Annotated in this window: 20 protein-coding genes and 1 riboswitch; of the genes, 11 read left to right on the forward strand and 9 right to left on the reverse strand. The window is 70.3% G+C overall.

Translation table 11 applies throughout. From position 1 onward, the window contains the following. Positions 1–82: 82 nt before the first annotated feature. The 5 genes from qcrC (at position 83) to ACWFRJ_RS10910 (ending at position 6597) form a co-directional block, all read left to right on the forward strand. On the forward strand, positions 83–892 hold the full coding sequence (gene qcrC, locus ACWFRJ_RS10890) for a cytochrome bc1 complex diheme cytochrome c subunit (RefSeq protein ID WP_389909819.1): 810 nt from the start codon (positions 83–85) through the stop codon (positions 890–892). Then, the gene (gene qcrA, locus ACWFRJ_RS10895) at positions 889–1944 is read left to right on the forward strand and encodes a cytochrome bc1 complex Rieske iron-sulfur subunit (RefSeq protein ID WP_453527010.1); all 1056 of its coding nucleotides are present in this window, start codon (positions 889–891) and stop codon (positions 1942–1944) included. Before qcrC ends, qcrA begins: the two co-directional genes overlap by 4 nt. Continuing rightward, positions 1941–3572 carry a cytochrome bc1 complex cytochrome b subunit gene (gene qcrB / locus ACWFRJ_RS10900; RefSeq protein WP_453527013.1) on the forward strand — a complete coding sequence of 544 codons (1632 nt, stop codon included), beginning with the start codon at positions 1941–1943 and terminating at the stop codon, positions 3570–3572. Before qcrA ends, qcrB begins: the two co-directional genes overlap by 4 nt. Before the next feature lie 159 nt (positions 3573–3731). Beyond that, positions 3732–4796, forward strand: a complete 1065-nt coding sequence (gene trpD / locus ACWFRJ_RS10905) for an anthranilate phosphoribosyltransferase (protein WP_453527016.1) — start codon at positions 3732–3734, stop codon at positions 4794–4796. Between the two features lie 129 nt (positions 4797–4925). After that, positions 4926–5042: riboswitch (SAM riboswitch) on the forward strand. Positions 5043–5223: 181 nt separating this feature from the next. Then, the gene (locus ACWFRJ_RS10910) at positions 5224–6597 is read left to right on the forward strand and encodes an aminotransferase class V-fold PLP-dependent enzyme (protein WP_453527019.1); all 1374 of its coding nucleotides are present in this window, start codon (positions 5224–5226) and stop codon (positions 6595–6597) included. Here the strand turns inward: ACWFRJ_RS10910 and ACWFRJ_RS10915 are convergent. The 7 genes from ACWFRJ_RS10915 to ACWFRJ_RS10945 all read right to left on the reverse strand — a co-directional run bounded on the left by ACWFRJ_RS10915 (position 6549) and on the right by ACWFRJ_RS10945 (position 12754). Beyond that, positions 6549–7766 carry a glycerate kinase family protein gene (locus tag ACWFRJ_RS10915; RefSeq protein WP_453527022.1) on the reverse strand — a complete coding sequence of 406 codons (1218 nt, stop codon included), beginning with the start codon at positions 7764–7766 and terminating at the stop codon, positions 6549–6551. The genes ACWFRJ_RS10910 and ACWFRJ_RS10915 overlap by 49 nt on opposite strands. Positions 7767–7790: 24 nt before the next feature. After that, entirely contained in the window at positions 7791–9203 is a 1413-nt protein-coding gene (locus ACWFRJ_RS10920; protein WP_453527025.1) for an SLC13 family permease, read from the reverse strand. A gap of 74 nt (positions 9204–9277) precedes the next feature. Next, positions 9278–9940, reverse strand: coding sequence for a response regulator transcription factor (locus ACWFRJ_RS10925; RefSeq protein WP_453527028.1), 663 nt, complete (start codon positions 9938–9940; stop codon positions 9278–9280). Then, the gene (locus ACWFRJ_RS10930) at positions 9937–11418 is read right to left on the reverse strand and encodes an ATP-binding protein (protein WP_453527031.1); all 1482 of its coding nucleotides are present in this window, start codon (positions 11416–11418) and stop codon (positions 9937–9939) included. The genes ACWFRJ_RS10925 and ACWFRJ_RS10930 overlap by 4 nt, the downstream gene beginning before the upstream one ends. Then, positions 11369–11650: a small secreted hydrophilic protein gene (locus tag ACWFRJ_RS10935; RefSeq protein ID WP_453527034.1), complete on the reverse strand. Its 282-nt coding sequence runs from the start codon at positions 11648–11650 to the stop codon at positions 11369–11371. The genes ACWFRJ_RS10930 and ACWFRJ_RS10935 overlap by 50 nt, the downstream gene beginning before the upstream one ends. Positions 11651–11744: 94 nt before the next feature. Continuing rightward, positions 11745–12026 carry an Lrp/AsnC family transcriptional regulator gene (locus ACWFRJ_RS10940; protein ID WP_389909837.1) on the reverse strand — a complete coding sequence of 94 codons (282 nt, stop codon included), beginning with the start codon at positions 12024–12026 and terminating at the stop codon, positions 11745–11747. Beyond that, the gene (locus tag ACWFRJ_RS10945) at positions 12023–12754 is read right to left on the reverse strand and encodes a rhomboid family intramembrane serine protease (protein WP_453527037.1); all 732 of its coding nucleotides are present in this window, start codon (positions 12752–12754) and stop codon (positions 12023–12025) included. The genes ACWFRJ_RS10940 and ACWFRJ_RS10945 overlap by 4 nt, the downstream gene beginning before the upstream one ends. Before the next feature lie 138 nt (positions 12755–12892). Between ACWFRJ_RS10945 and ACWFRJ_RS10950 the strand changes: the two genes are divergently transcribed. From ACWFRJ_RS10950 to ACWFRJ_RS10970, 5 genes are all read left to right on the forward strand, one after another. Next, positions 12893–13132 (forward strand): hypothetical protein, encoded by a 240-nt coding sequence (locus ACWFRJ_RS10950; protein ID WP_383270441.1) that lies wholly within the window; start codon positions 12893–12895, stop codon positions 13130–13132. A gap of 34 nt (positions 13133–13166) precedes the next feature. Next, complete coding sequence (locus ACWFRJ_RS10955) at positions 13167–14516, forward strand: NYN domain-containing protein (RefSeq protein ID WP_453527041.1); 1350 nt, start codon at positions 13167–13169, stop codon at positions 14514–14516. Positions 14517–14833: 317 nt separating this feature from the next. Beyond that, on the forward strand, positions 14834–15865 hold the full coding sequence (locus ACWFRJ_RS10960; RefSeq protein WP_453527043.1) for a C40 family peptidase: 1032 nt from the start codon (positions 14834–14836) through the stop codon (positions 15863–15865). 225 nt (positions 15866–16090) lie between these two features. Then, complete coding sequence (locus ACWFRJ_RS10965; RefSeq protein ID WP_453527046.1) at positions 16091–17119, forward strand: NlpC/P60 family protein; 1029 nt, start codon at positions 16091–16093, stop codon at positions 17117–17119. A 38-nt stretch (positions 17120–17157) separates the two neighbouring features. Continuing rightward, positions 17158–18360 carry a hypothetical protein gene (locus tag ACWFRJ_RS10970; RefSeq protein WP_453527049.1) on the forward strand — a complete coding sequence of 401 codons (1203 nt, stop codon included), beginning with the start codon at positions 17158–17160 and terminating at the stop codon, positions 18358–18360. Here ACWFRJ_RS10970 and ACWFRJ_RS10975 read toward each other — a convergent pair. Next, complete coding sequence (locus ACWFRJ_RS10975) at positions 18317–19576, reverse strand: glycosyltransferase 87 family protein (protein WP_453527237.1); 1260 nt, start codon at positions 19574–19576, stop codon at positions 18317–18319. The two genes, ACWFRJ_RS10970 and ACWFRJ_RS10975, sit on opposite strands and share 44 nt — an antisense overlap. Before the next feature lie 139 nt (positions 19577–19715). Here ACWFRJ_RS10975 and ACWFRJ_RS10980 point away from each other — a divergent pair, with 139 nt between their 5' ends. After that, positions 19716–20858 (forward strand): glycosyltransferase family 4 protein, encoded by a 1143-nt coding sequence (locus tag ACWFRJ_RS10980; protein ID WP_453527052.1) that lies wholly within the window; start codon positions 19716–19718, stop codon positions 20856–20858. Positions 20859–21081: 223 nt separating this feature from the next. Here the strand turns inward: ACWFRJ_RS10980 and ACWFRJ_RS10985 are convergent, their stop codons facing one another. Continuing rightward, positions 21082–22878, reverse strand: coding sequence for an AMP-dependent synthetase/ligase (locus ACWFRJ_RS10985; RefSeq protein WP_453527054.1), 1797 nt, complete (start codon positions 22876–22878; stop codon positions 21082–21084). Positions 22879–22991 lie beyond the last annotated feature (113 nt).

Consider the following 22991-nt stretch of genomic DNA (forward strand, 5'->3'; position numbering starts at 1 on the left):
CGGAGCCGGGCTCACGACGGGCCCGACAATCCGACTCATTCCAGAAGCATCGACGCAGAAGATCCTGACACCGGGGTAATCCGTGAAAAAGCTCTCCGCACGACGACGCCACCCGCTGGCGGCGGTCGTCGTCCTACTCCTCGCGCTGGCGGCCACCGGGGGGCTGTACGCCGCGTTCGCGCCGGCGGACAAGGCGCAGGCCGACGACACCGCCCAGTCCCTCGCTATCGACGAGGGCAAGAAGCTGTACTCCGTGGGCTGCTCCAGCTGCCACGGAACCGGCGGTCAGGGGTCCTCCGACGGTCCTAGCCTGGTGGGCGTCGGCGCAGCCGCCGTCGACTTCCAGGTCAGCACCGGCCGCATGCCGCTGCAGCAGCCGGGCGCCCAGGCGCCGAAGAAGAAGGCCATCTACAACCAGGCCCAGATCGACCAGCTCGCGGCGTACATCGCCTCGCTGGGCGCGGGCCCGACCGTCCCCACCGAGAAGCAGTACAGCCCGGACGGGGCGGACATCGCCAAGGGTGGCGAGCTGTTCCGCACCAACTGCGCGCAGTGCCACAACTTCACCGGTGAAGGCGGCGCGTTGACGAAGGGCAAGTTCGCTCCTTCGTTGGAGGATGTCTCCCCGAAGCACATCTACGAGGCCATGCAGACCGGCCCGCAGAACATGCCGTCCTTCCCCGACACGACGATGCCGGAGAAGAACAAGAAGGACATCATCGCGTACCTCGACGCGGTCAACGGCGAACAGACCGAGAGCCCTGGCGGTCTCAAGCTGGGTGGCCTGGGTCCGGTCAGTGAAGGCCTCTTCGGCTGGATCTTCGGTCTCGGCACGCTGATCGCGGTCGCCGTGTGGGTCGCCGCTCGGACCGCAAAGGCCAAGAAGTCATGAGTAGCAAAGAGAATCCAGAAGAGAACCTGCCCAGCGTGCAGGAGACCGAGCACGGCTCGGTGGCGGTGGCGGACGAGAACCCGTTCGCCGACCCGGGGCTCCCGCCCCACGAGCATCGTGTCCAGGACATCGACGAGCGGGCCGCAAGGCGTTCCGAGCGTGCGGTCGCCTTCCTGTTCACGCTGTCGATGCTGGCCACGATCGGCTTCATCGCCTCGTACGTGGCCTTCCCGGTCGACAAGAGCGTCTACATCTTCCCGATCGGCCACATCAGTGCGCTGAACTTCTCCCTGGGCATGACCCTGGGCGTGGCGCTCTTCTGCATCGGCGCGGGCGCGGTCCACTGGGCCCGCACCCTGATGTCCGACGTGGAGGTCGCCGACGAGCGACACCCGATCGAGGCCGAGCCCGAGGTCAAGGCCAAGGTCATGGCCGACTTCAAGGCCGGTGCCGCGGAGTCGCAGTTCGGTCGGCGCAAGCTGATCCGCAACACGATGTTCGGCGCGCTCGCCATGGTGCCGCTCTCCGGCGTCGTCCTCCTGCGTGACCTCGGTCCGCTGCCCGAGGACAAGCTGCGGCACACGCTGTGGTCCAAGGGCAAGCTGCTCGTGAACATGAACACGAACGAGCCGCTGCGCCCGTCGGACGTACAGGTCGGCTCGCTGACCTTCGCCAAGCCCGAGGGCCTGGAGGAGCACGATCACGACTTCCAGGTGCAGATCGCCAAGGCGGCCCTGATGATCGTCCGGATTCAGCCGGCGGACATCAAGGACAAGCAAGAGCTCGAGTGGTCGCACGAAGGTGTCGTCGCCTACTCGAAGATCTGCACCCACGTCGGGTGCCCGATCTCCCTGTACGAGCAGCAGACGCACCACGTCCTCTGCCCGTGCCACCAGTCCACCTTCGACCTCTCCGACGGTGCCCGAGTGATCTTCGGCCCGGCCGGTCACGCGCTGCCGCAGCTGCGCATCGCCGTGAACGAAGAGGGCTACCTCGAGGCGCTCGGCGACTTCGCCGAGCCCGTCGGTCCTGCATTCTGGGAGCGCGGATGAGCACTACGACGACTGATACGCGTAAGAAGGAGGCGCCCGCCGGTGAGCGGGTCGCCGACTGGGCCGACGGCCGCCTGGGGATCTACTCCCTGGCCAAGGCCAACATGCGCAAGATCTTCCCGGACCACTGGTCCTTCATGCTGGGTGAGGTCGCGCTCTACAGCTTCGTCATCATCATCCTCACGGGTGTGTACCTGACGCTGTTCTTCCACCCGTCGATGAACGAGGTGGAGTACCACGGCAGCTACATCCCGCTGCAGGGTCAGCTGATGTCCGAGGCCTTCAACTCGACCATGCACATCAGCTTCGACGTCCGCGGCGGTCTGCTCATCCGGCAGATCCACCACTGGGCGGCGCTGATCTTCGTCGCGTCGATGATGGTCCACATGATGCGCGTCTTCTTCACGGGCGCGTTCCGCAAGCCGCGTGAGATCAACTGGCTCTTCGGCTTCCTGCTGTTCGTCCTGGCGCTGTTCACCGGCTTCACCGGTTACTCGCTCCCGGACGACCTGCTGTCGGGTACGGGTGTCCGGTTCATCCAGGGTGTGCTGCTGTCCATCCCGGTCGTCGGTACGTACATCTCGATGTTCGTCTTCGGCGGGGAGTTCCCGGGCGGCGACTTCGTGGCCCGGTTCTACTCGGTCCACATCCTGCTGCTGCCCGGCATCATGCTGGGCCTCCTGGTGGCGCACCTGATCCTGGTCTTCTACCACAAGCACACGCAGTTCGCGGGCCCCGGCAAGACGAACAAGAACGTCGTCGGCATGCCGCTGCTTCCGGTCTACATGGCGAAGGCGGGAGGCTTCTTCTTCCTGGTCTTCGGCGTCATCGCGATCATCTCGGCGATCGCGACGATCAACCCGATCTGGGCGATCGGCCCCTACCGTCCGGACCAGGTGTCCACCGGCGCCCAGCCCGACTGGTACATGGGCTTCGCCGAGGGTCTGGTCCGCGTGATGCCGGGCTGGGAGATCAACGCCTGGGGTCACACGCTCGTCCTGGGCGTGTTCATCCCGATCGTGATCTTCCCGCTGGTGCTCGTGGCGATCGGCGTCTACCCGTTCATCGAGTCCTGGGTGACCGGCGACAAGCGCGAGCACCACATCCTGGACCGCCCGCGCAACGCCCCGACCCGTACGGCCTTCGGTGTCGCATGGCTGACCGCGTACTTCATCATGCTGGTCGGTGGTGGCAACGACCTGTGGGCCACCCACTTCCACCTGTCGATCAACGCGATCACCTGGTTCGTCCGTATCGGCTTCTTCGTCGGACCGGTCCTCGCCTTCATCGCCACCAAGCGGATCTGCCTGGGTCTGCAGCGGCGCGACAAGGACAAGGTCCTGCACGGACGCGAGTCCGGCATCATCAAGCGCCTGCCGCACGGTGAGTTCATCGAGGTCCACGAGCCGCTCAACCAGGAGCAGCTGCACACGCTCACCGCGCACGAGCAGTACGCGCCGGTCGAGATCGGCCCCTCGGTCGACGAGAACGGCGTCGAGCGCAAGGTGTCGGGGTCGCAGAAGCTCCGGGCCAAGCTCTCCAAGGGCTACTACGGGGAGGACAACCAGATCCCCAAGCCCACCACCGAGGAGTACAAGGAGATCACGAGCGGCCACGGCCACCACTGATCGTCTGACGTACTGAGGTACGTACTGAGGTACTGACCACAAGGTCGCCACGGCGAGAGCCCCGTCTCATGCATCCAGTGCATGGACGGGGCTCTTTGCCGTCCCCAGGGCTGGATAAGGTGTTCCTGTCCTACGCCTATACGAACCCAGGAGCGGCAGATGAGCGCTGTGACCCCCGCAGGAGGCAACACCGCGGCGGCCCGTTCCTGGCCCGGTGTACTGAACGGTCTTCTTGAGGGACGCGACCAGAGCACCGACGACACGGCCTGGGCCATGGACCGCATCATGCGCGGCGAGGCGTCCGACGCGCAGATCGCGGGCTTCGTGGTCGCGCTGCGGGCCAAGGGCGAGACCGTGGAGGAGATCTCCGGCCTCGTCCGCACGATGTACGAGCACGCCAATGTGATCGAGGTGCCTGGCCGGACGGTCGACATCGTCGGCACCGGCGGCGACGGCGCCAAGACCGTCAACATCTCCACGATGTCCGCGATCGTGGCCGCCGGCGCGGGCGCGAAGGTCGTCAAGCACGGCAACCGCGCCGCCTCCAGCGCCTCGGGCGCCTCCGACGTCCTGGAGAAGCTCGGGGTGAACCTGGAGCTGCCGCTGAAGCGGGTCGTCGAGGTGGCCGAGGAAGCCGGGATCACCTTCTGCTTCGCCGTGAAGTTCCACCCGGCACTGCGACACGCCGGTGCGGCGCGCAGCCAGCTGGGGATCAGGACCGTCTTCAACGCCCTGGGTCCGCTCACCAACCCGGCCAAGGTACGGGCCCAGGCGGTCGGGGTCGCCGACGCGCGGATGGCGCCGATCGTGGCCGGGGTCTTCGCCGAGCGCGGGCACTCGTCCCTCGTCTTCCGCGGCGACGACGGGCTCGACGAGCTGACGACCACGGCGACATCGCGGGTCTGGGTCGTGCGGGACGGCGCCGTGCGCGAGGAGGCCTTCGACCCGCGGGACGTCGGCATCGACCTGGTCCCCGTGGAGGCGCTGCGGGGCGCTGACGCCTCGTACAACGCCGAGGTGGCCCGGCGCCTCCTGGACGGGGAGAGCGGCCCTGTGCGGGACGCCGTGCTGCTCAACACGGCGGCGGCCCTGGTGGCCCTCTCGCCGGGCGAGGGGAGCCTCGTGGAGCAGATCGGCGCCGGTATCGCCAGGGCGGCGGAGTCGATCGACTCCGGGGCCGCGAAGAAGTCCCTGGAGCGCTGGGTGGCGGCCAGCAACAGGTGAGCGCGGCGTGAGCGTGGCTTGAGTGTGGCTTGAGTGTGGCGTGAGTGTGGCGTGAGTGTGGTGCACACCGCAGTCCGGATCGCGGACTGCGGTGTGCACCGAGAAGTTCGTGTGGCAAGATGCTGAGCAGGTCATGAGTGACAGCGATTAGGCCCCGGCTCGCTGTCCGGCAACCCTCCGTCCGTGGCGGGGTGCCCCGGGTGAAGACCAGGCCGTACGCAGCAAGGCGTATGGCAAGCGCGGACCCCTGCGCACTCGATGAGTGTCGTATCCCTGGGGTCCTGGTCCTCAAGGGAGCAGTCTCGTGAGCAAGCGAATGCGATAGGGCTTCCCGGCCCCTTTTCCGCACCCCCTTTTCTTTCATCACTGCGAGCGCCCTATGTGCGCGCTCGCAGTGAACTCGCCTGCCTTCCCACGGGAGTTCGCCATGTCTGTTCCCACCGCTGTCGCCGACCGATCCGTCTGTGCCGAGCCGCTGCCCGTCCTCGGCCGTGACGTCACCGTGCCGCTCGTCACCGGCGGTGAGGTGACCTACGCGGCGCTCGACTACGCGGCGAGCGCCCCGGCCCTGCAGCGCGTGTGGGACGACGTGGCCGCGTACGCGCCGTACTACGGCAGCGTGCACCGGGGTGCCGGGTACCTCTCGCAGCTCTCCACCGACCTCTTCGAGAACAGCCGCGTCACCGTCGCCGAGTTCCTCGGCTGCCGCGAGGACGACCAGGTCGTCTTCACCCGGTCCACCACCGACTCGCTGAACCTGCTCGCCGCCGCCCTGCCCGCCGACTGCCAGGTCTTCGTCTTCGAGACCGAGCACCACGCCTCGCTACTGCCGTGGCGCGACGCCCGCGTGACGTACCTGAACGCCCCGCGCACCGCCGAGCAGGCCGTCGCCACCCTGGAGCGCGCCCTCGCAGAGCGCGATCCCTACGGACCCGCCCTGGTGTGCGTGACCGGCGCGTCGAACGTCACCGGTGAGCTGTGGCCGGTCAAGGAGCTCGCCGCCGCCGCCCACGCGCACGGCGCCCGCATCGTCCTCGACGCCGCGCAGCTCGCGCCTCACCACCCCGTCTCCATCGACGACCTCGACGTCGACTGGGTCGCCTTCTCGGGTCACAAGCTGTACGCGCCCTTCGGCTCGGGGGTCCTCGCGGGCCGCTCCGACTGGCTGCGGGCGGCCGAGCCCTACCTCGCGGGCGGCGGCGCATCGCGCAAGGTCGCGCGGCGTGAGGACGGCGGTGTGGACGTGGAGTGGCACGACACCGCCGCGCGGCACGAGGCCGGTTCGCCGAACGTCATCGGCGTGTACTCGATCGCCTCCGCCTGCAAGGCGCTGACCGATGCGGGCTTCGACGAGCTCGTGGCCCGCGAGCGCCACCTCATCGCGAAGGTGCAGGAGGGTCTCGCCGATGTGCCCGCCGTGAAGGTGCTCTCGCTCTTCGGCGACGACGCGCCGCGCGTCGGCGTCATCTCCTTCGTCGTCGAGGGCTGGAACAGCTCGCACTTCGCCGCCGCGCTCTCCGCCGAGTACGGCATCGGCGTGCGCGACGGCCTCTTCTGCGCCCACCCGCTGGTGCGCACCCTCCTCGGCAGTGACCCGCAGACCCAGGGCGAGTGCGGCGCACCCGAGGCCGCGCCCGGCGAGAAGTCCCTCAACGCGATCCGCGTGAGCTTCGGCGCGGGCACCCCCGACGAGCACGTGGAGCGTTTCGTGCGCGCCGTGAAGGAGCTGGTGGCGGACGGCGCGCGCTGGAACTACCGCACGGAGGAGGGGCGCTGCGTCCCGGACACCACGGCCGCCTGAGCCTTGCTCCCCTTGGTACGTCCCTTCAGCCTTGACCCCAGAACGATCATCCGCAGGGCCCGCTCGGTCGCGTCGGTGAGGAACTCACCGCCACGGCCGAGCGCCTCGGTGAGCGAGACCGGGGCGGGCAGGATCGCGCTGTAGGCGTCCACGCCCTCCGCCCGTACGTGGTGCGCGCCCTGGCCGATCGTGCCCGCGAGGACAAGGACGGGGCGGCCGAACCGCTTGGCGCGCCGTGCCACCTCCGCGGGGACCTTGCCGCGCGGCGTCTGGTGGTCGAGGGCGCCCTCGGCGGTGACGACCAGGTCGGCGCGGGCCAGGCGTGCGTCCAGGTCCAGATGGTCGAGCAGGACGTCGAAGCGGGGGAGCAGTTGGGCGCCGAGCGCCGCGAGACCGGCGCCAAGTCCGCCGGAGGCGCCCGTTCCGGGGCCTAGGGAGAGGTCCGCCGTGACACGCAGGTCGCGGGTCAGGACGTACGCCCAGTGTTCGAGGGCCGCCGCGAGCTGTTCGACCTGCGTGGGCGTCGCGCCCTTCTGGGGGCCGAAGACGCGGGCGACGCCGCGCTCGCCGGTCAGGACGTTGAAGGGGTTGCAGGCGACGCGGATCTCGGTGTCCTTCAGGCGGGGGTCGAGGCCCGAGGGATCGATACGGCTCAGGCGTGTCAACTCCCCGCCCCCGCGAGGGAGTTCCCAGCCGTCCGCGTCAAGGAGCCGGGCGCCGAGCGCCTGGAGGGCCCCCGCGCCCCCGTCCGACGTGCCGGAGTCGCCGCAGCCCACCAGGATGCGGCGGGCGCCCGCGTCGAGCGCGGCGCTGATCAGCTCGCCGACGCCGTACGTCGTCGTGGCCCCCGGGTCGCGCAGATCGCGCGGGACCAGTGACAGTCCGGCGACCGCGGCCATCTCGACGACCGCCGTGCCGTCCGGAAGCAGCGCGAAGTGCGTGCCGATCCGCTGGCCGACGGGCCCTGTGGCGGGCAGCGCGACGAGACGGCCGCCGCCGGTGATGGCCAAAGCGCGGGCTGTGCCCTCGCCGCCGTCCACCAGGGGGATCAGATCGGTCTCGGCGCGTGGGACGACACGGCGTACTCCTGCGGCGATGGCCTCGGCCGCGGACTGCGCGGAAAGGGACTCCTTGAAGCCGCTGGGGGCGATGGCGAAACGGGTCAGCATGAGGGTCTCCAGTGCGGGCGGGGATCAGCGGACGGGTACGCCGAGCAGCGGCCAGAGCGTGACGGCGAAGAGCAGGACGAGCGCGGCGGTCAGCGGCGCCAGGACCGCGGAGAGGCGAAGCAGGTCGCGCGGGGTGTAGGTGGGGGTGCCCGGGATCTCGGCGAAGAGCGTGACGGGCTTCGCGGACGCGGGCAGGGTGTGGCAGAAGCCGGCGGCCGCCGTGGAGGCGAGGGCGGCGGCGACCGGGTTGACGCCCGCGCCGACGGCCGCCGCGACGACCAGGGGTACCAGGACGGACGAGCGGGCCGAACGGGACTGCAGGACCAGGTGCGCGGCCGTGCTGACCGCGATGACGACGGTCAGGAAGAGCCAGGGCGGCACATCGAGCGGAACCCCGCTCACCAGCCACTTCGCCGCCCCCGAATCGGCGAGCGCGACCCCCATCGCCATCGTCGCCGCCATGAAGAGCAGCAGCGACCACGGCACCGTCTTCAGCGCGTCCTTCAGGCGTACGGTCCCGAGGGCGGGGGACGAGGCGACGACCGCGCCGATCAACGCGACCACGGCGGGCGGCACCTGGTGCAGCGGTTCGCTGCACCAGAGCGCGACGACCGTGGCGAGCAGGAGGGCGCAGCGGGTCTCGGCGGGCTCCCAGGCTCCGGTGACCGGCTGCTCGCTGTGCTCCTGGAGCTGCTCGACGGTGATGTGGACGGGGCCCTCGCGGTCCGTACGGCGTGTCGTCGTCAACAGGACGGCCTCCGCCGCCAGATGGGACGAGGCGACGGCGAGCGGCAGGCCGAGCAGCATCCACTGCGTGAAGCCGATCCGCTCCCCGGTGGCCTCCCACAGCACGGACACCGTGATCAGATGGGCGCCCGCGCCGATCAGGGTCGCGACGGCGGAGAGCAGGATCACGGTCGGGAACAGCAGGGCGAGCATCACCACGAGGCGCCTGCGCTCTGCGAGGACCTTGGCGAGCGCGAGGAAGACGGGAAGGGCGAGCGCGGCGCGGCCCGACGTGGCGGGCACCGCGAACGCCGTCACGACCAGGGCGGCCGTCGTCAGATGCGTCAACTGCCGCACGCTGCGCGCCCCGCTGACGAGAAAGGCGGCAGCCCGCCCCGCGAGACCGCTGCGGGCCACCGCCGCCGCGAGCACGAAGGCGCAGATCAGCAGCCAGACCGTCTCGTCACCGAGGGTGCCGAAGAGCGTGTCGCTGCTGATCACTCCGGTCGCGGTGAGCGCGAGCCCGGCGCCGAGCGCGATGTACGTGTCGTCGATCGGCGTACCGATCCACGCGCAGGTCGCCAGGGCGAACACGCCGAGGGTCAGGCGTGCGTCGCCGCTCAGGCCGGGGAAGTTGCCGGGCACCAGGAGCAGCGCGCACAGGCTGAGCGCGATGCAGAGGGTGATGCCTTGCCGGGGATTCAGGGTCACGCAATGAGCCTCGGGCCCGGCCGTGAGCCCTCAATGAGCCGCGGATGAAAGGAAATTCACCGTGGCCCCGTTGGTCACCCCGGCAGCCGGTACCCCATCCCGCGCACCGTCTCCACCCGCTCCGCGCCCAGCTTCTTGCGCAGCGCCCGTACGTACACGTCCACGATGTTGGACCCGGGGTCGAAGTCGTAGCCCCACACGTGCGAAAGGATCTGTTCCCGCGAGAGCACCTGGCCCGGATGGCGCAGGAAGAGTTCGAGCAGCACGAACTCACGTGCGGTCAGATCCACCGTGCGCTCGCCCGCACGTGCCCTGCGCGTGCGCAGATCCAGCGTCAGATCCCCGCCGCGAAGAACCGTCACCTCCGGTGCCCCCGCCGCTGTACGCAGCCTCAGGCGCACCCGTGCCAGCAGCTCCTCGAAGCGGAACGGCTTGGTCATCCAGTCGTCGGCGCCGCCCTCGAGGCCCGCCACCGTGTCCCTGACCGAGTCGCGCGCCGTGAGCACGATGACCGGTGTGCTCACACGGGCCTCGCGCAGCTGCCGCAGGACGGTGAAGCCGTCCTTGCCCGGCAGCCCGATGTCCAGGACGACCAGGTCGAAGCCGCCGGTCAGGGCGTAGTCGTAGGCCGCTTCGCCGTCGCCGACGACGCTGGTCGTGAAGCCGTTGGCGCGCAGGCCCTTCTCGACGAAGGAGGCGATGCGCTCCTCGTCCTCGACGATGAGTATCCGGTTCATTGCTGCCCCGATTCCTGTTCCGGCAGTACGAGTACGAAGGTGGCGCCGCCGCCTTCCGTGGACCGCGGTTCGACCTGCCCGCCGTGACCTTCGGCGATCGCCCGCACGATGGCGAGACCGAGTCCCGCGCCGGTGGCACGGGCGCCCCGGCGCGCGGTGCCGCGCCGGAACCGCTCGAAGATCACCGCGACGTCCTGCGCCTGGACGCCGGGCCCGCTGTCGGCGACGTACAACTCGATCCGTCCCGCCGAGCCGCGCGAGCCGATGCCGATGTGTTGGCCGGGGACGGTGTGCTGGACGGCGTTCTGGGCCAGTTGCACCATCGCCTGGGTGATGCGCTGCGGGTCGAGCGCGGCTTCGCCGTCTGCCACCTCGGCCAGCTTCCAGTCGCGGTCGCCGAGCGCCCGCGCCTTGACGAAGACGTCCGCGGTCAGCTCGGCGAGCTGCACCGGCTCCGGGGTGACGAAGTCGGGGCGCTCGGCCTTGGCGAGGAGGAGGAGGTCCTCGACGATCCGGCTCATCCGGTCGAGTTCCTCCATGACGATCCGGGTCGTCTCCTCGCGCTCGCCCGGCTCGTCGCCCATCAGCTCCAGATGGCCGCGGACGATGGTGATGGGGGTGCGCAGCTCGTGCCCCGCGTCGTCGACGAACTCGCGCTGCGCCGCGAACGCCCGCTCAAGGCGGTCGAGCATGCCGTTGAACGTCTCGGCGAGCGCCGCGACGTCGTCCCTGCCCTGCACCGGGATGCGCCGGGTCAGATCCTGCTCGGTGATCTTGGCCGCCGTCGTACGCACCAGGCGTACGGGCTTGAGGATGCGGCCCGCGACCGCCCAGCCGATGCCGGTCGTCATCAGGAGCGCGACCCCGGAGATGGCGAGCAGCATCGTGAACACGTCGCCCGCCTTGGCCTGTTCGCCCGCCGGATGGAAGGCGACGACGAACGCCGCCCCCGGCTGCCCGCCGCTCGCCCCGATCTCCACCTTCGCCCAGCGGACCTCGCCCTGGTCGCGGTGCAGGGTGCCGGTGGCGGCGGGGGAGTCGAAGACGGCGGACAGGGCCGCGGTGTCCTTGGCGAGCGGATGGTCGATGCGCAGCTCGCGGGACTGCTCCTTCTTGGCGGGGGCGCCGCCGGGGCGTTCGACAAGGCCGAGGAGCTCCTCGTCGGGATCGGCGTACTGCCGCTCCAGGAAGAGGCGCAGGAGCGGGTCGGGGGCGGTGAACTTCTTCCCGGTGTGCGGGTCGACCCCTTGGTCCACGAAGTTGGTGAACTCGCCGGTCTCCTGGGCAAGGAGCCGGTCGATGCGGTGGTCCACGTCGCGCAGGAGCACCGAGCGCGTGGTGGCGGCCACCGCGGCGAGAGCGACGGCCATCACGAAGAGGAGCCACAGCAGGATGCGGACGCGGGCGGAGACCCAGCGGCGCGCCGACTCAGCCGTCGTCACCGGGGCCGTCGTCGTCGTTGTCGCCCTGGCCGTCATCGTTGTCGTCGTCCGAGGGGTTCTCGCTGACCGGGGGCGGCGACACCGTCTCGTCGCTCGGCGTCGGCCGGGGGGAAGAGGGCTTCGTGGAGGGCGAGCCGCTCTCCAGCTCCACCTTGGGCGGCACTTTGGGGGGCGCGGGGCTGTCGGTCAGGGCGTAGCTGGTGGCGGCGATGCCGAGGGGTATCGCCACGACGGCGGCCAGGGCGGCCATGCGGTGGGAGAAGACCATGAGGGCGAGCGTGCGGGGCGAGGTGCGTCGGCAGCATGAGCGGCGGATGAAGAAACCCTCATCAGGCGCCCGGCGACAAGTGCCGGGCGACGGCTCAGGAGTCGAGGCCGATGGCGAACGCCGCTTCGAGGTCGTGCTGGGAGTACGTGCGGAACGCGACGTGCGTGTCCGTGCCTTCCACACCCGGGATCTTGCTGATCTTGCCGGGGATGACGTCGGCCAGGTCGTCGTGGTGCGCGACACGCACCATCGCGATGAGGTCGTACGTGCCGGTCACCGAGAAGACCTCGCTGACGCAGTCGAGGGCGGCGATCGACTCGGCGATCTCCGGGATCCGGTCCACGCTGGTCTTGATGAGCACGATCGCGGTGATCACGGCTGACTGTCTCCCTCGATGACGGGTGCTGGCTTCTTCACTCTAGCCGTCCTGACATACCGCACCCACGCGTAGAGAAAGCCCAGCGAGAACCCCACGATATGGGCCAGATAGGCGACACCGGGGCCCTGCCCGCCCTGTAGGGCCGCGAGCCACTGCAGCGCCACCCAGAACGGAAGCACCACCCACGCGGGGAAGCGCAGCGGCAGGAAGAAGAGGAACGGGAAGAGGCTGGTGACCCGCGCCTTCGGGAAGAGCCGCAGGAACGCGCCGAGCACCGCGGAGATCGCCCCCGACGCGCCCACCAGGGTCTGGTCGGAGCTCGCGTGCGCGAGCGCGTAGGCGAACAGGGCGAGATAGCCGCAGCAGAGGTAGAAGAGCGCGAACTGGAAGTGCCCCATCCGTTCCTCGGCCATCGCCCCGAAGACGAAGAGGAAGAGCATGTTGCCCAGGAGGTGCAGCCAGCTGCCGTGCACGAAGAGCGCGGTGGCCGGGGCGAGCACCGGCCGCAGCGCCCCGCTGAACAGCTCCGAGGGGACCACGCCCCAGCGCTCGAAGTAGGCCTGCTGGGCGGCGATCAGCTTGTCGCCGGTGCCGTACGTGGGATTGAAGCCGGACATCGGTGAGATCAGGAACACCAGACAGCAGACGGCGATCAGTCCGTACGTCACCGGGGCCGACTGCCCCCTGAGCATCCGGCCCGCCGTCGTACCCCACGTCTTGATCATGAACAGAGCATGACGTAACGGCGGCAAACCGTACAGAGCGCCCCGCCGCGTGGGAGGCCGCCGCATGGAGCCCCTTACAGGCCGTAGGGTTACGGGCACCACGCACCATGGAATTCCGAAGGAAAGCGATCAGCCACGATGACGGTTCCTCTGCCGACCGACACCACCCGGTGGCGCTGCGCGCTCTGCGGCAACCTCACGCGCTTCGACGTGACCCGCAGTTCGAAGGTTGTCGAATATGTGCACCTCGACCTGGCCGGTGAGTCGAACATCGAGGAACGCGAGGTGGTCAGTGAGACCATCGAGTCGGTGCGCTGCCGTTGGTGCAACGCGGTGGACCAGGTGGAACTCGTGGACAGGCCGGGTGCCGGCTCCTGAGGGAGCGGGGCCCGCACAGCTAGTGGGGTGACGGATGGTGGAGAGCGCGAGCGGGGAGCCGGACGACGGCACCGCTGAGGTGCTCGACCGTCCGCTGCCGGACGGAGTGCGTCGGCGGGTCGTCCAGATCGTCTCGGACGGCTTCGGTGGCCTCACGGTCAGCGAACTGCCCGCACAGCTGAGGCAGTACGCCCGCTTCACGCCGACCCGGCGCACGAAGTTCGCGGGCAACGCGATGGCGACGGCCCTGGAGGGCGACGCGCTCTTCCGCCAGCGCATCGGCGAACGTCTCAGAGAGGCGCAGCCCGAGCTCACCGGCGCCCTGGACGCGGGATCACCACCCCCGGCCGCGGACCCCCTCGATGTGGCGGCCGCGGCCTATGTACTGCGCCCCACGGGGTGGGTGAAGCTGGTGACCGCCGCGGGCGAGGAAGCCCTGCGGGCGGACGCCGAGCGCGTGGACGACGAGACGCGGGCCGAGCTCGAACGGCTGCGCGAGGAACTCTCCGCGGCGCGCGGCCAGACGAAGGCCGACACCGAACGGCTGCGCGCGGAGATGGAGTCGGCGAAGAAGGAAGCCGAATCGATGCATCGCAAGCTGCGCGGTGCCCTCAGCGACGTCAAGCGCGGCGAGGCGGCCCTGCGCAAGGCCACCGCCGAGTTCGACGCGTCACGCGCCGACGGCCAGGCGCAGCTGTCCGCCGCCGAGAGCGAGTCCCGGCGGCTCAAGGCGCGGCTCAGCGAGACCGAGGCCGCCCTCGAGGCCAGCCGCAGGGCTGCGCGCGAGGGCCGCAGCGTCGAGGACATGCGCGTGCGTCTGCTGCTCGACACGGTCCTGGAGTCCGCCCAGGGGCTGCGCCGTGAACTGGCCCTGCCGCCCGTCTCCGTGCGGCCCGCCGAGACCGTGGACGCCGTCGAGCCGGGCCGGATGACGCCCAAGGACATCGCCGCCCGCGCGCTCTCCGAGAACGACCCGGCGATCCTGGATCAGCTGCTCGCGCTGCCGCAGGCGCACATGGTCGTGGACGGCTACAACGTCACCAAGACCGGCTATCCGACGATGCCCCTGGAGAAACAGCGGCTGCGGCTCCTCGGCTCGCTCTCGCAGCTCGCCGCGCAGACCGGCGCCGAGATGACCTGTGTCTTCGACGGGGCCGAACTCGCCGCGCCCGTCCTGCTCGCGCCGCCGCGCGGGGTCCGTGTGCTCTTCTCCAAGCCCGGCGTCACCGCGGACGAACTGATCCGCCAACTGGTGCGCGCGGAGCCTCCAGGGCGCCCTGTGGTCGTCGTGTCGACCGACCGAGAGGTGGCCGACGGGATCGCGAAGGCGGGGGCGCGTCCCGTCGCTTCGGTCGTGCTCCTGAAGCGGCTCTCGCGCGGCTGACGCAAGGGGCTCGCGCACGGCTGACGTGCGCCCCGTTCGCGCCGCAAAAGATGCGCAAGTAACTCCTGTTCCGTATGCCCGAATTGGGGCGTCGGCTACGCAACGTAGCGTCAATTGATCATTACAGCCTGTGCGTTATCGGTAAAATATGCGCCCGGCACCCCTCTTTTTACCCGTCAGGATTTGAACTGATCACAAGAAGGTCACTAGGGTCTCGCCTCGAACCTCCGCTCGGTTGATCACCCATCCGGGGTGACAGCGGTGGTACCCGCCGACCGGGTCTCGGTAGGCGGCTGGAGGAAGAAGGAGCCGCCTTCGTGGCGTCCCACCGTCGACCCAAGCAGCCGAGCCGCGCCCGCGTGACCGTGCTCACCGCGACCGCCGCAGCTGCCGTCGCACTCACTTCCCAGGCGGCCAACGCGGCGCCGAGCGAGAAGCCGAGCAAGGACGAGGTCAAGTCCAAGGTCGACAAGCTCTATGAGGACGCCGGTCGGGCCACCGACCACTACAACGGCGCCAAGGAGAAGCAGGAGAAGCTCGAGAAGGAGATCGGCGAGCTTCAGGACAAGGTCGCCCGCGGCCAGGAGGGCCTCAACGACCTGCGTGACGGCCTCGGTTCGATGGCCAGCGCGCAGTACCGCTCCGGCGGCCTCGACCCCTCCGTCCAGCTCTTCCTCTCGGCCGACCCGGACGACTACCTGGACAAGGCGTCGACCATGGACCAGCTGAGCGGCCAGCAGGTCGAGGCGCTCAAGAAGGTCCAGGAGAAGCAGCGGACCCTCGCGCAGGAGCGCAAGGAGGCTTCCGACAAGCTCAAGGACCTCGCCGACACGCGCAAGGAACTGGGCAAGAAGAAGAAGGAAGTCCAGAGCAAGCTCGGCGCCGCCCAGAAGCTGCTCAACACCCTCACCGCCAAGGAGAAGGCGGCCCTCGCCCAGAAGGAGACGCGCGCCAGCCGCGACGCCGGCGACCGCGTGGACCTCGGCAAGGAGGTCCCTGCCTCGCAGCGCGGCCAGGCAGCGCTGAGCGCCGCCGCCACGCAGGTCGGCAAGCCGTACGTCTCCGGCGGCAGCGGCCCCAACTCCTACGACTGCTCCGGCCTCACGCAGTGGGCGTACAACCAGGCCGGTGTCCAGATCACCCGGACCACGTACACCCAGCAGAACGACGGCACGAAGATCGGCCGCGGCGAGCTGAAGCCCGGCGACCTGGTGTTCTTCAACAGCCTCGCGCACGTCGGCTTCTACGCGGGCAACGGTCAGGTGCTCCACGCCCCGAAGCCGGGCGCCGTGGTGCGCTACGAGTCGATGTCCACCATCGGCTCCTTCCAGTTCGGCGTCCGCATCTGAAACGACCGGAACACCGCCCAAACGGGCGAATTCCGGTAACTCCCGCTGACCCCGCGCCCCGTCGGTGACCTGCGTCTCCGGCGGGGCGTCACACTGTGTACACGGCAGGGTCTTTGGCCGTGACGTGATCCCAGGGCTACTGTCGCGCGCATTCCCCCGACGCATCGGGGGACTTTCCCCCGGGCTCGCCCGGGGGTCCGTCATGCGGAGGGAGAGCGGCTTCCCGTGGGGTCCCATCGTCGTCTCGCGCTGTCCGGCCTGGACCGGAGCACGCGCGTCACCATCCTTTCGGCCGCTGCGGCCACCGCCGCCGCGGCACTCGGCGCCGCACCGGCGGGCGCCGCGCCGCACGACACCCCGGCCACCACCAAGGCCAAGGTGGACCACCTCTTCGAGCAGGCCGAGCAGGCCACCGAGCTGTACAACAAGGCCGATGAGCGCGCGGACACCCTGCGCGGGCAGGTCGCGCGGGCCAAGGACAGCGTCGCCCGCGGCCAGGAGCGCATCAACACGATGCGCGGCGCGCTCGGTTCGCTCGCCGGAGCCCAGTACCGCTCGGGCGGCATCGACCCCTCCCTGGCCCTGCTGCTCTCCTCCGACCCGGACGGCTATCTGGACAAGGCGGCGGCGCTCGACCGCATCAGCGTCCGGCAGGCCGGTGAACTGACCGACCTCCAGAAGGCCCAGCGCAGCCTCGACCAGGAGCGCACGGAGGCCGGCCGCAAACTCTCCGAGCTGGAGAAGAGCCGCACCGCCGTGGCCCGCCACAAGCGCGGCGTCGAGCACAAGCTCGCCAAGGCGCGCAAGCTGCTCAACTCGCTGTCCTCGCGGGACCGGGAGCAGTACGACAGGGCGTCGCGCTCGGGACGCGGCGACATGCCCGACCTCGGGAACGCAGCCCCGGCCTCGTCGCGGGCCGCCGCCGCCATCGCCGCGGCACGCTCCGCGGTGGGCCGCCCCTACGTGTGGGGTGCCAACGGTCCTTCCGGCTTCGACTGTTCGGGCCTCATGCAGTGGTCGTACGGGAAGGCGGGCGTGGGCCTGCCGCGCACCTCGCAGGCGCAGCGGTACGCCGGGCAGCAGGTGCCCCTGTCCCAGGCCGAGCCCGGTGACCTGGTCGCCTACCGCGACGACGCCAGCCACATCGGGATGTACGTGGGCAACGGCCAGGTCGTGCACGCGCCCTACCCCGGAGCGGCCGTGCGCTACGACCCGGTCGGCATGATGCCGGTGTCGTCGGTGACCCGGGTCTGACCGGCGCTCCGCGGCGCGCTGGCCGTACGATCTGAAACGTGGCTGGTCGAGGGCGTGGCTCGTGGGTGCCGGGGATCTGTGTCGCCCTGCTCGTCGGCTGCGGCCTCGTCGGGTGCGGCGGTCCTTCGGCGTCCGATGCCGCGCCCGCGGAGGTGCGCGGCCTGCTCGACCGGCGCGCGGACGCGGTGCTCGACCGGGACGCGAAGGCGTACCGCGCGACGGGCCGGGAGACTGAGGCCTACAACAACCTCCGCGCGGTGCCGTTGAAGTCCTGGGAGTACCGCCTGACGGCCTTCGAGCGCAGCGGCAAGCGGGCCACGGCGACCGCGGACCTCCGGTACCGGATCAAGGGCTACGACAGCGAGCCGCTCACCACGTCACGCGCGCTCACGCTCAAGCAGCGCGACGGACGGTGGTACGTCGCCGCTGAGCGCCCCGCGGAGAAGGCGTCGGAGCAACTCTGGGACCAGGGGCCCGTCACGTCCGTACGGGGCGCTCACAGCCTTGTGCTCGGTGTCGGGCGCGGCGAGCGGGACGAGAAGACGCTGCGCGGGTACGCGGACCTCGCCGACCGCGCGGCGCCCCTGGTCTCGGACGCCTGGCCCGGGAAGTGGCCGGGGCGCGTCGTCGTCCTGGTGCCCAAGTCCCTCGACGGCATGGCGGGGCTGCTCGGGGCGCCCGCGTCGGGCTACAAGGGGATCGCGGCGGTGACCACGGGGGAGGCGGGCGGATCCGGGGCCGCGCCCGCGGACCGGATCATCGTCAACCCCGAGGCGTACGACCTGCTCGGCGACTTCGGGAAGCAGGTCGTCCTGACCCACGAGACGGCCCATGTCGCGACCCGCGCGCGCACCTCACCGGCGACCCCGCTCTGGCTCTCCGAAGGCTTCGCCGACTGGGTGGGCTACCGCGGCACGGGCCGCACCGCCGTACAGGCCGCTCCCGAACTGCGCCGCGCCGTCCAGCGGGAGCGACTGCCCGGCGAGCTCCCCGATGACGCGGCCTTCGGCTTCAGCGGCGAGGCGGGGAAGCTGGCGCAGGCGTACGAAGGGTCGTGGCTGGCCTGCCGGATGATCGCGGACCAGTGGGGCGAGGAGAAGCTGACGGGCTTCTACGAAGAGGTCGGCGAGCACAAGAAGAGGCCCGGTGCGGTGGAGGATGCGCTGAGGAGCGTCCTGGACACCACGCCGCAGGAGTTCACGGCGCGGTGGCGTACGTATCTGCGCGAGGAGCTCGGCTGACCTCCTGGGGCGTCGACTCGCGCTCACGGGCCCGGGGTTCGGACACCGTCTGCCGCCACAGGTTGCGGCAGCCGAGCAGCGCCGCCGCGACGAGCAGACCGTTGCGCACGAAGAGCAGCGTGATGCCCAGCGGATCGCTCGCCACCACGTGCGAGAACCAGAGGGGGAACTCCAGGAACGTGACGAACGTGGCCGCGAGCACCAGACACACGGGCACCACCATGTGGCTCGCGCGAAACGCCAGGCACACGGCGGCGATCCCGACCAGCCACAGTAGGTACTGCGGGCTGATCACCCGGCTCGTCGCCGTGAACAGCAGCACGGTGACGAAGGCCGCGTCCGCGACCGTGCTCGCCGACCAGGCCCGCGCGCGCAGCCGCCACACAAGCAGCCAGCAGAACGCCGCCACGGAGAGCCCCTGCGCCACCGTGCTGACCAGCGAGACGTACGGGCCGAGGAACTCCACCGAGCCGTAGTTGAGCTGGACGTCGCCCTGCCAGCCGAGGTGGCGCGCGACATGGAAGACGAGCGCGCCGAGCGACTCGATCTCGGTGCCGCGGTCGCGCTGGAAGGTCAGGAAGGCGAGCGCGCCGGGCATCGTCACGAGGAAGGCGAGGGTCAGGCCGGCGGCGGTGGCGAGGGCCGCGCCCCAGGAACTCCGGGTGGCACGCGCGCGTGGCGTGCCGATGAGCAGCAGGGCGGGCCACACCTTGAGCAGCGCGCCGAACCCCGCGAGCGCCCCCATCGTGCGGGGGTGCCGGGCCCCTGCGAGCAGCGCGGCGACCGCGACGGCCGTCACCATCACGTCGTAGCGGGCGTAGACGGTCGGCCCGAGCAGCGCTACGCCCACGACCCACACCCAGGCTCCCCTCAGGGACTTGCCCGGCCGTGAGCCCGCGTACAGGAGCAGCCCGCAGGCGAGCGTGTCGGCGAGGAACGCGAGGACGAAGAAGGCCGACGTGTAGCCGAGGAAGGGCAGCAGGGCGGGGGAGAGGATCGCCAGCGCGGCGGCGGGCGGGTACTGCCAGGTGACGTCGTCGAGGGGGAAGGTGCCCGTGCGCAGGACCTCGTACCAGCCCTGGTAGATGACGGAGACATCGCTGGTCACGTCCGGGCCCGGGGCGGTGAGCACATGGAAGACGCAGAGCAGCAGCACGGTCCTGGTCAGGACCCAGGCGGTCAGGACCCGGACGGTCGGTGTCCGTGCCACGCGCATCACGCCCCTTTTCGGATACTTCATTGTGGTTCGGTAAACCATGATGCCGGGCGCGGCTGTGAATGGGCCATGAGGCGGGGCCGTCCAGAAGGCGAGGCCGTTCGGCGCTCCGGCGGGCTTTCGGTACTGTCGGGCGACGATGCACAAGACCCTGATCGTCACGAACGACTTCCCGCCCAGGCCCGGTGGCATCCAGGCGTTCCTGCACAACATGGCGCTGCGCCTGGACCCCGAACAGCTCGTCGTCTACGCCTCCACGTGGAAGCGGGGTCGCGAGGGCGCCGAAGCGACGGCCGCCTTCGACGCGGAGCAGCCCTTCAAGGTCGTACGCGACTCCACGACGATGCTGCTCCCGACCCCGCGCGTCACGCGGCGCGCGGTCTCGCTCCTGCGGGAACACGGCTGCGAGTCGGTGTGGTTCGGAGCGGCGGCGCCGCTCGGCCTGATGGCACCCGCGCTGCGGAAGGCGGGCGCGAGGCGCCTCGTCGCCACGACGCACGGGCACGAGGCGGGGTGGGCGCAGCTGCCCGCCTCACGCCAACTGCTCGGCCGTATCGGCGAGTCGACGGACACGATCACCTATCTGGGCGAGTACACGCGCTCGCGCATCGCCGCCGCGTTGTCGCCTGCGGCGGCCGGGCGGATGGTCCAACTGCCGCCGGGCGTCGACGAGAAGACGTTCCACCCGGGATCGGGCGGGGACGCTGTTCGGGCCCGCCTCGGCCTGACGGACCGGCCGGTCGTGGTGTGCGTGTCGCGCCTTGTGCCGCGCAAGGGGCAGGACACGTTGATCCTGGCCATGCCGAGGATTCTGGCTCGGGAGCCTGAGGCGGTGCTTCTGATCGTCGGGGGCGGCCCCTACGAGAAAGACCTGCGCAAGCTCGCCGCCGAGACGGGGGTCTCGGACTCCGTGCGGTTCACGGGGTCCGTGCCGTGGGAGGAACTTCCCGCGCACTACGGGGCGGGGGACGTCTTCGCGATGCCGTGCCGTACGCGGCGGGGCGGGTTGGACGTGGAGGGCCTCGGGATCGTCTACCTGGAGGCTTCCGCGACCGGCCTGCCCGTCGTCGCCGGGGACTCCGGCGGGGCGCCGGACGCGGTGCTCGACGGGGAGACGGGATGGGTCGTCCGGGGTGGCTCCCCGGAGGCCGCCGCCGACCGGATCGTCACCCTGCTCGGTGACGCGGAGTTGCGTCGGCGCATGGGGGAGCGGGGCCGGGAGTGGGTGGAGGAGCGGTGGCGCTGGGATCTCTTGGCAGAGAAGCTGCGGGAGCTGCTGTAGCGCCTAGTGGGGTGCCGCTGGGGGTTGGTGCGCGACTGACCGCCGTCATCGGCTGGTCGCGCAGTTCCCCGCGCCCCTAAGACGGGGCTGCGCCCCGCCAGGGGCGCGAGCGAACGGGGCTTGGCCCCGTAAGGGGCGCGAGGAGCTGCGCGAGCAACCAGACGCGACCGGCAGTCGCGAGAAGACAGCAACGCCCACGGCGAGTGAGGCGCCCCTGCCACCGCTACCCGCGGTAGATCGCCTCGATCTCGTCCGCGTAGTCCTTGGCCACCACGTTCCTCTTCAGCTTCAACGACGGAGTCAGATGTCCGGACTCCTCCGTGAACTGCGAACCAAGGACACGGAACTTGCGCACGGACTCCGCCTTGGAGACCGCCGCGTTGCCGTCGTCCACCGCGCTCTGGATCTCCGCGAGGAAGTCCGCGTCGTCCCGCAGTGACGCCGCCGTGGAGTCGGCGGGCTTCCCGTGGTCCAGGGCCCACCGGCCCACGAATTCGTCGTCCACCGTGACGAGCGCGCCCACGAAGGGGCGGCCGTCGCCCACGACCATGCACTCCGCGACGAGCGCGTGCGCGCGGATACGGTCCTCGATCACCGCGGGAGCGACGTTCTTGCCGCCCGCCGTCACGATGATCTCCTTCTTGCGGCCGGTGATCCGGAGGTAGCCGTCCTCGTCGAGCGTCCCTATGTCGCCCGTGTGGAACCAGCCGTCGGCGAGCGCCTCTTCGGTCGCGCCCTCGTTGTTCCAGTACTGCGTGAACAGGTGCTCGCCGTGCAGCAGCACCTCGCCGTCGTCGGCGATCCGGACTACCGATCCCGGCAGCGGCTGGCCGACCGTGCCGATCTTCTGGCGGTCCCAGGGGTTGAAGGCGGTGGCCGCGCACGACTCGGTGAGGCCGTAGCCCTCGAGGACCGTGAAGCCGATGCCGCGGAAGAAGTGGCCCAGGCGCTCGCCGAGCGGCGCGCCGCCCGAGATCGCGTACTCGCCGCGCCCGCCGAGCACGGCCCGCAGCTTGCTGTAGACCAGCTTGTCGAACGTCTTGTACTTGATCTTCAGGCCGAGCGAGGGACCGCTCGGGGTGTCGAGGGCGCGGCTGTACGCGATCGCCGTGTCCGCGGCCTTGTCGAAGATCTTGCCCTTGCCGTCGGCCTGCGCCTTGGCGCGCGCCGAGTTGTAGACCTTCTCGAAGACGCGCGGCACGCCCAGGATCATGGTCGGCCTGAACGACGCGAGCTCGTCCGTGAGGTTCTTGACGTCGGGCGCGTGGCCCAGCTTGATCGGCGCCATCAGCGCGGCGACCTCGACCAGGCGTCCGAAGACGTGCGCGACGGGAAGGAAGAGGAGCACCGAGCACTCGCCGGTGCGGAAGAGGGGCTTGAGGCGCTCCACCACGTTTCCGCACTCCGCGAAGAAGCTGCGGTGCGTGAGGACACAGCCCTTGGGGCGGCCCGTGGTGCCCGAGGTGTAGACGATGGTGGCCGGGTCGTCGGCGCCCGCGACCGCGCTGCGCTCGTCGACGGTCTCCTCGGGGATGTCGGCGCCCGCGCGGTTCAGCTCGGCGACTCCGCCGCGGTCGATCTGCCAGATGTTGACCAGGTCGGGAAGCCGGTCGCGCACGGAGTCGACGGCTGCGGTGTGCGCGTCGAGTTCGACGACGATGCCGACGGCGCCGGAGTCACCCAGGATCCACTGGATCTGCTCGGCGGAGCTGGTCTCGTACACCGGCACGGTGACCGCGCCCGCGCTCCAGATCGCGAAGTCCAGGAGCGTCCACTCGTAGCGGGTGCGGGACATCAGGGCGACGCGGTCGCCGGGGCGCACGCCGGAGGCGATGAGCCCCTTCGCTGCCGCGCGCACCTCTACGAGGAAGGTCTTGGCGTTGACGTCCTGCCAGGTGCCGTTCACCTTGCGGCCGATGACGGCGACATCCGGGTGCTGCGCGGCATTTCTGCGGACGATGTCGGTCAGATTGCCGTCCGCGGGGACCTCGTACAGGGCCGGAAGGCTGAACTCGCGCAAGACTGCTGCTCCTACATAGGGCGCCGGCGCCACGACGTTGTGCGATGCGACGGTGCGGTCCAAGATCGGGCAGGTGCTCCGTGGAAATGGGGGGAAAGGCGGCTGGAGCACTA

The organism is Streptomyces sp. NPDC055239, assembly GCF_053606205.1.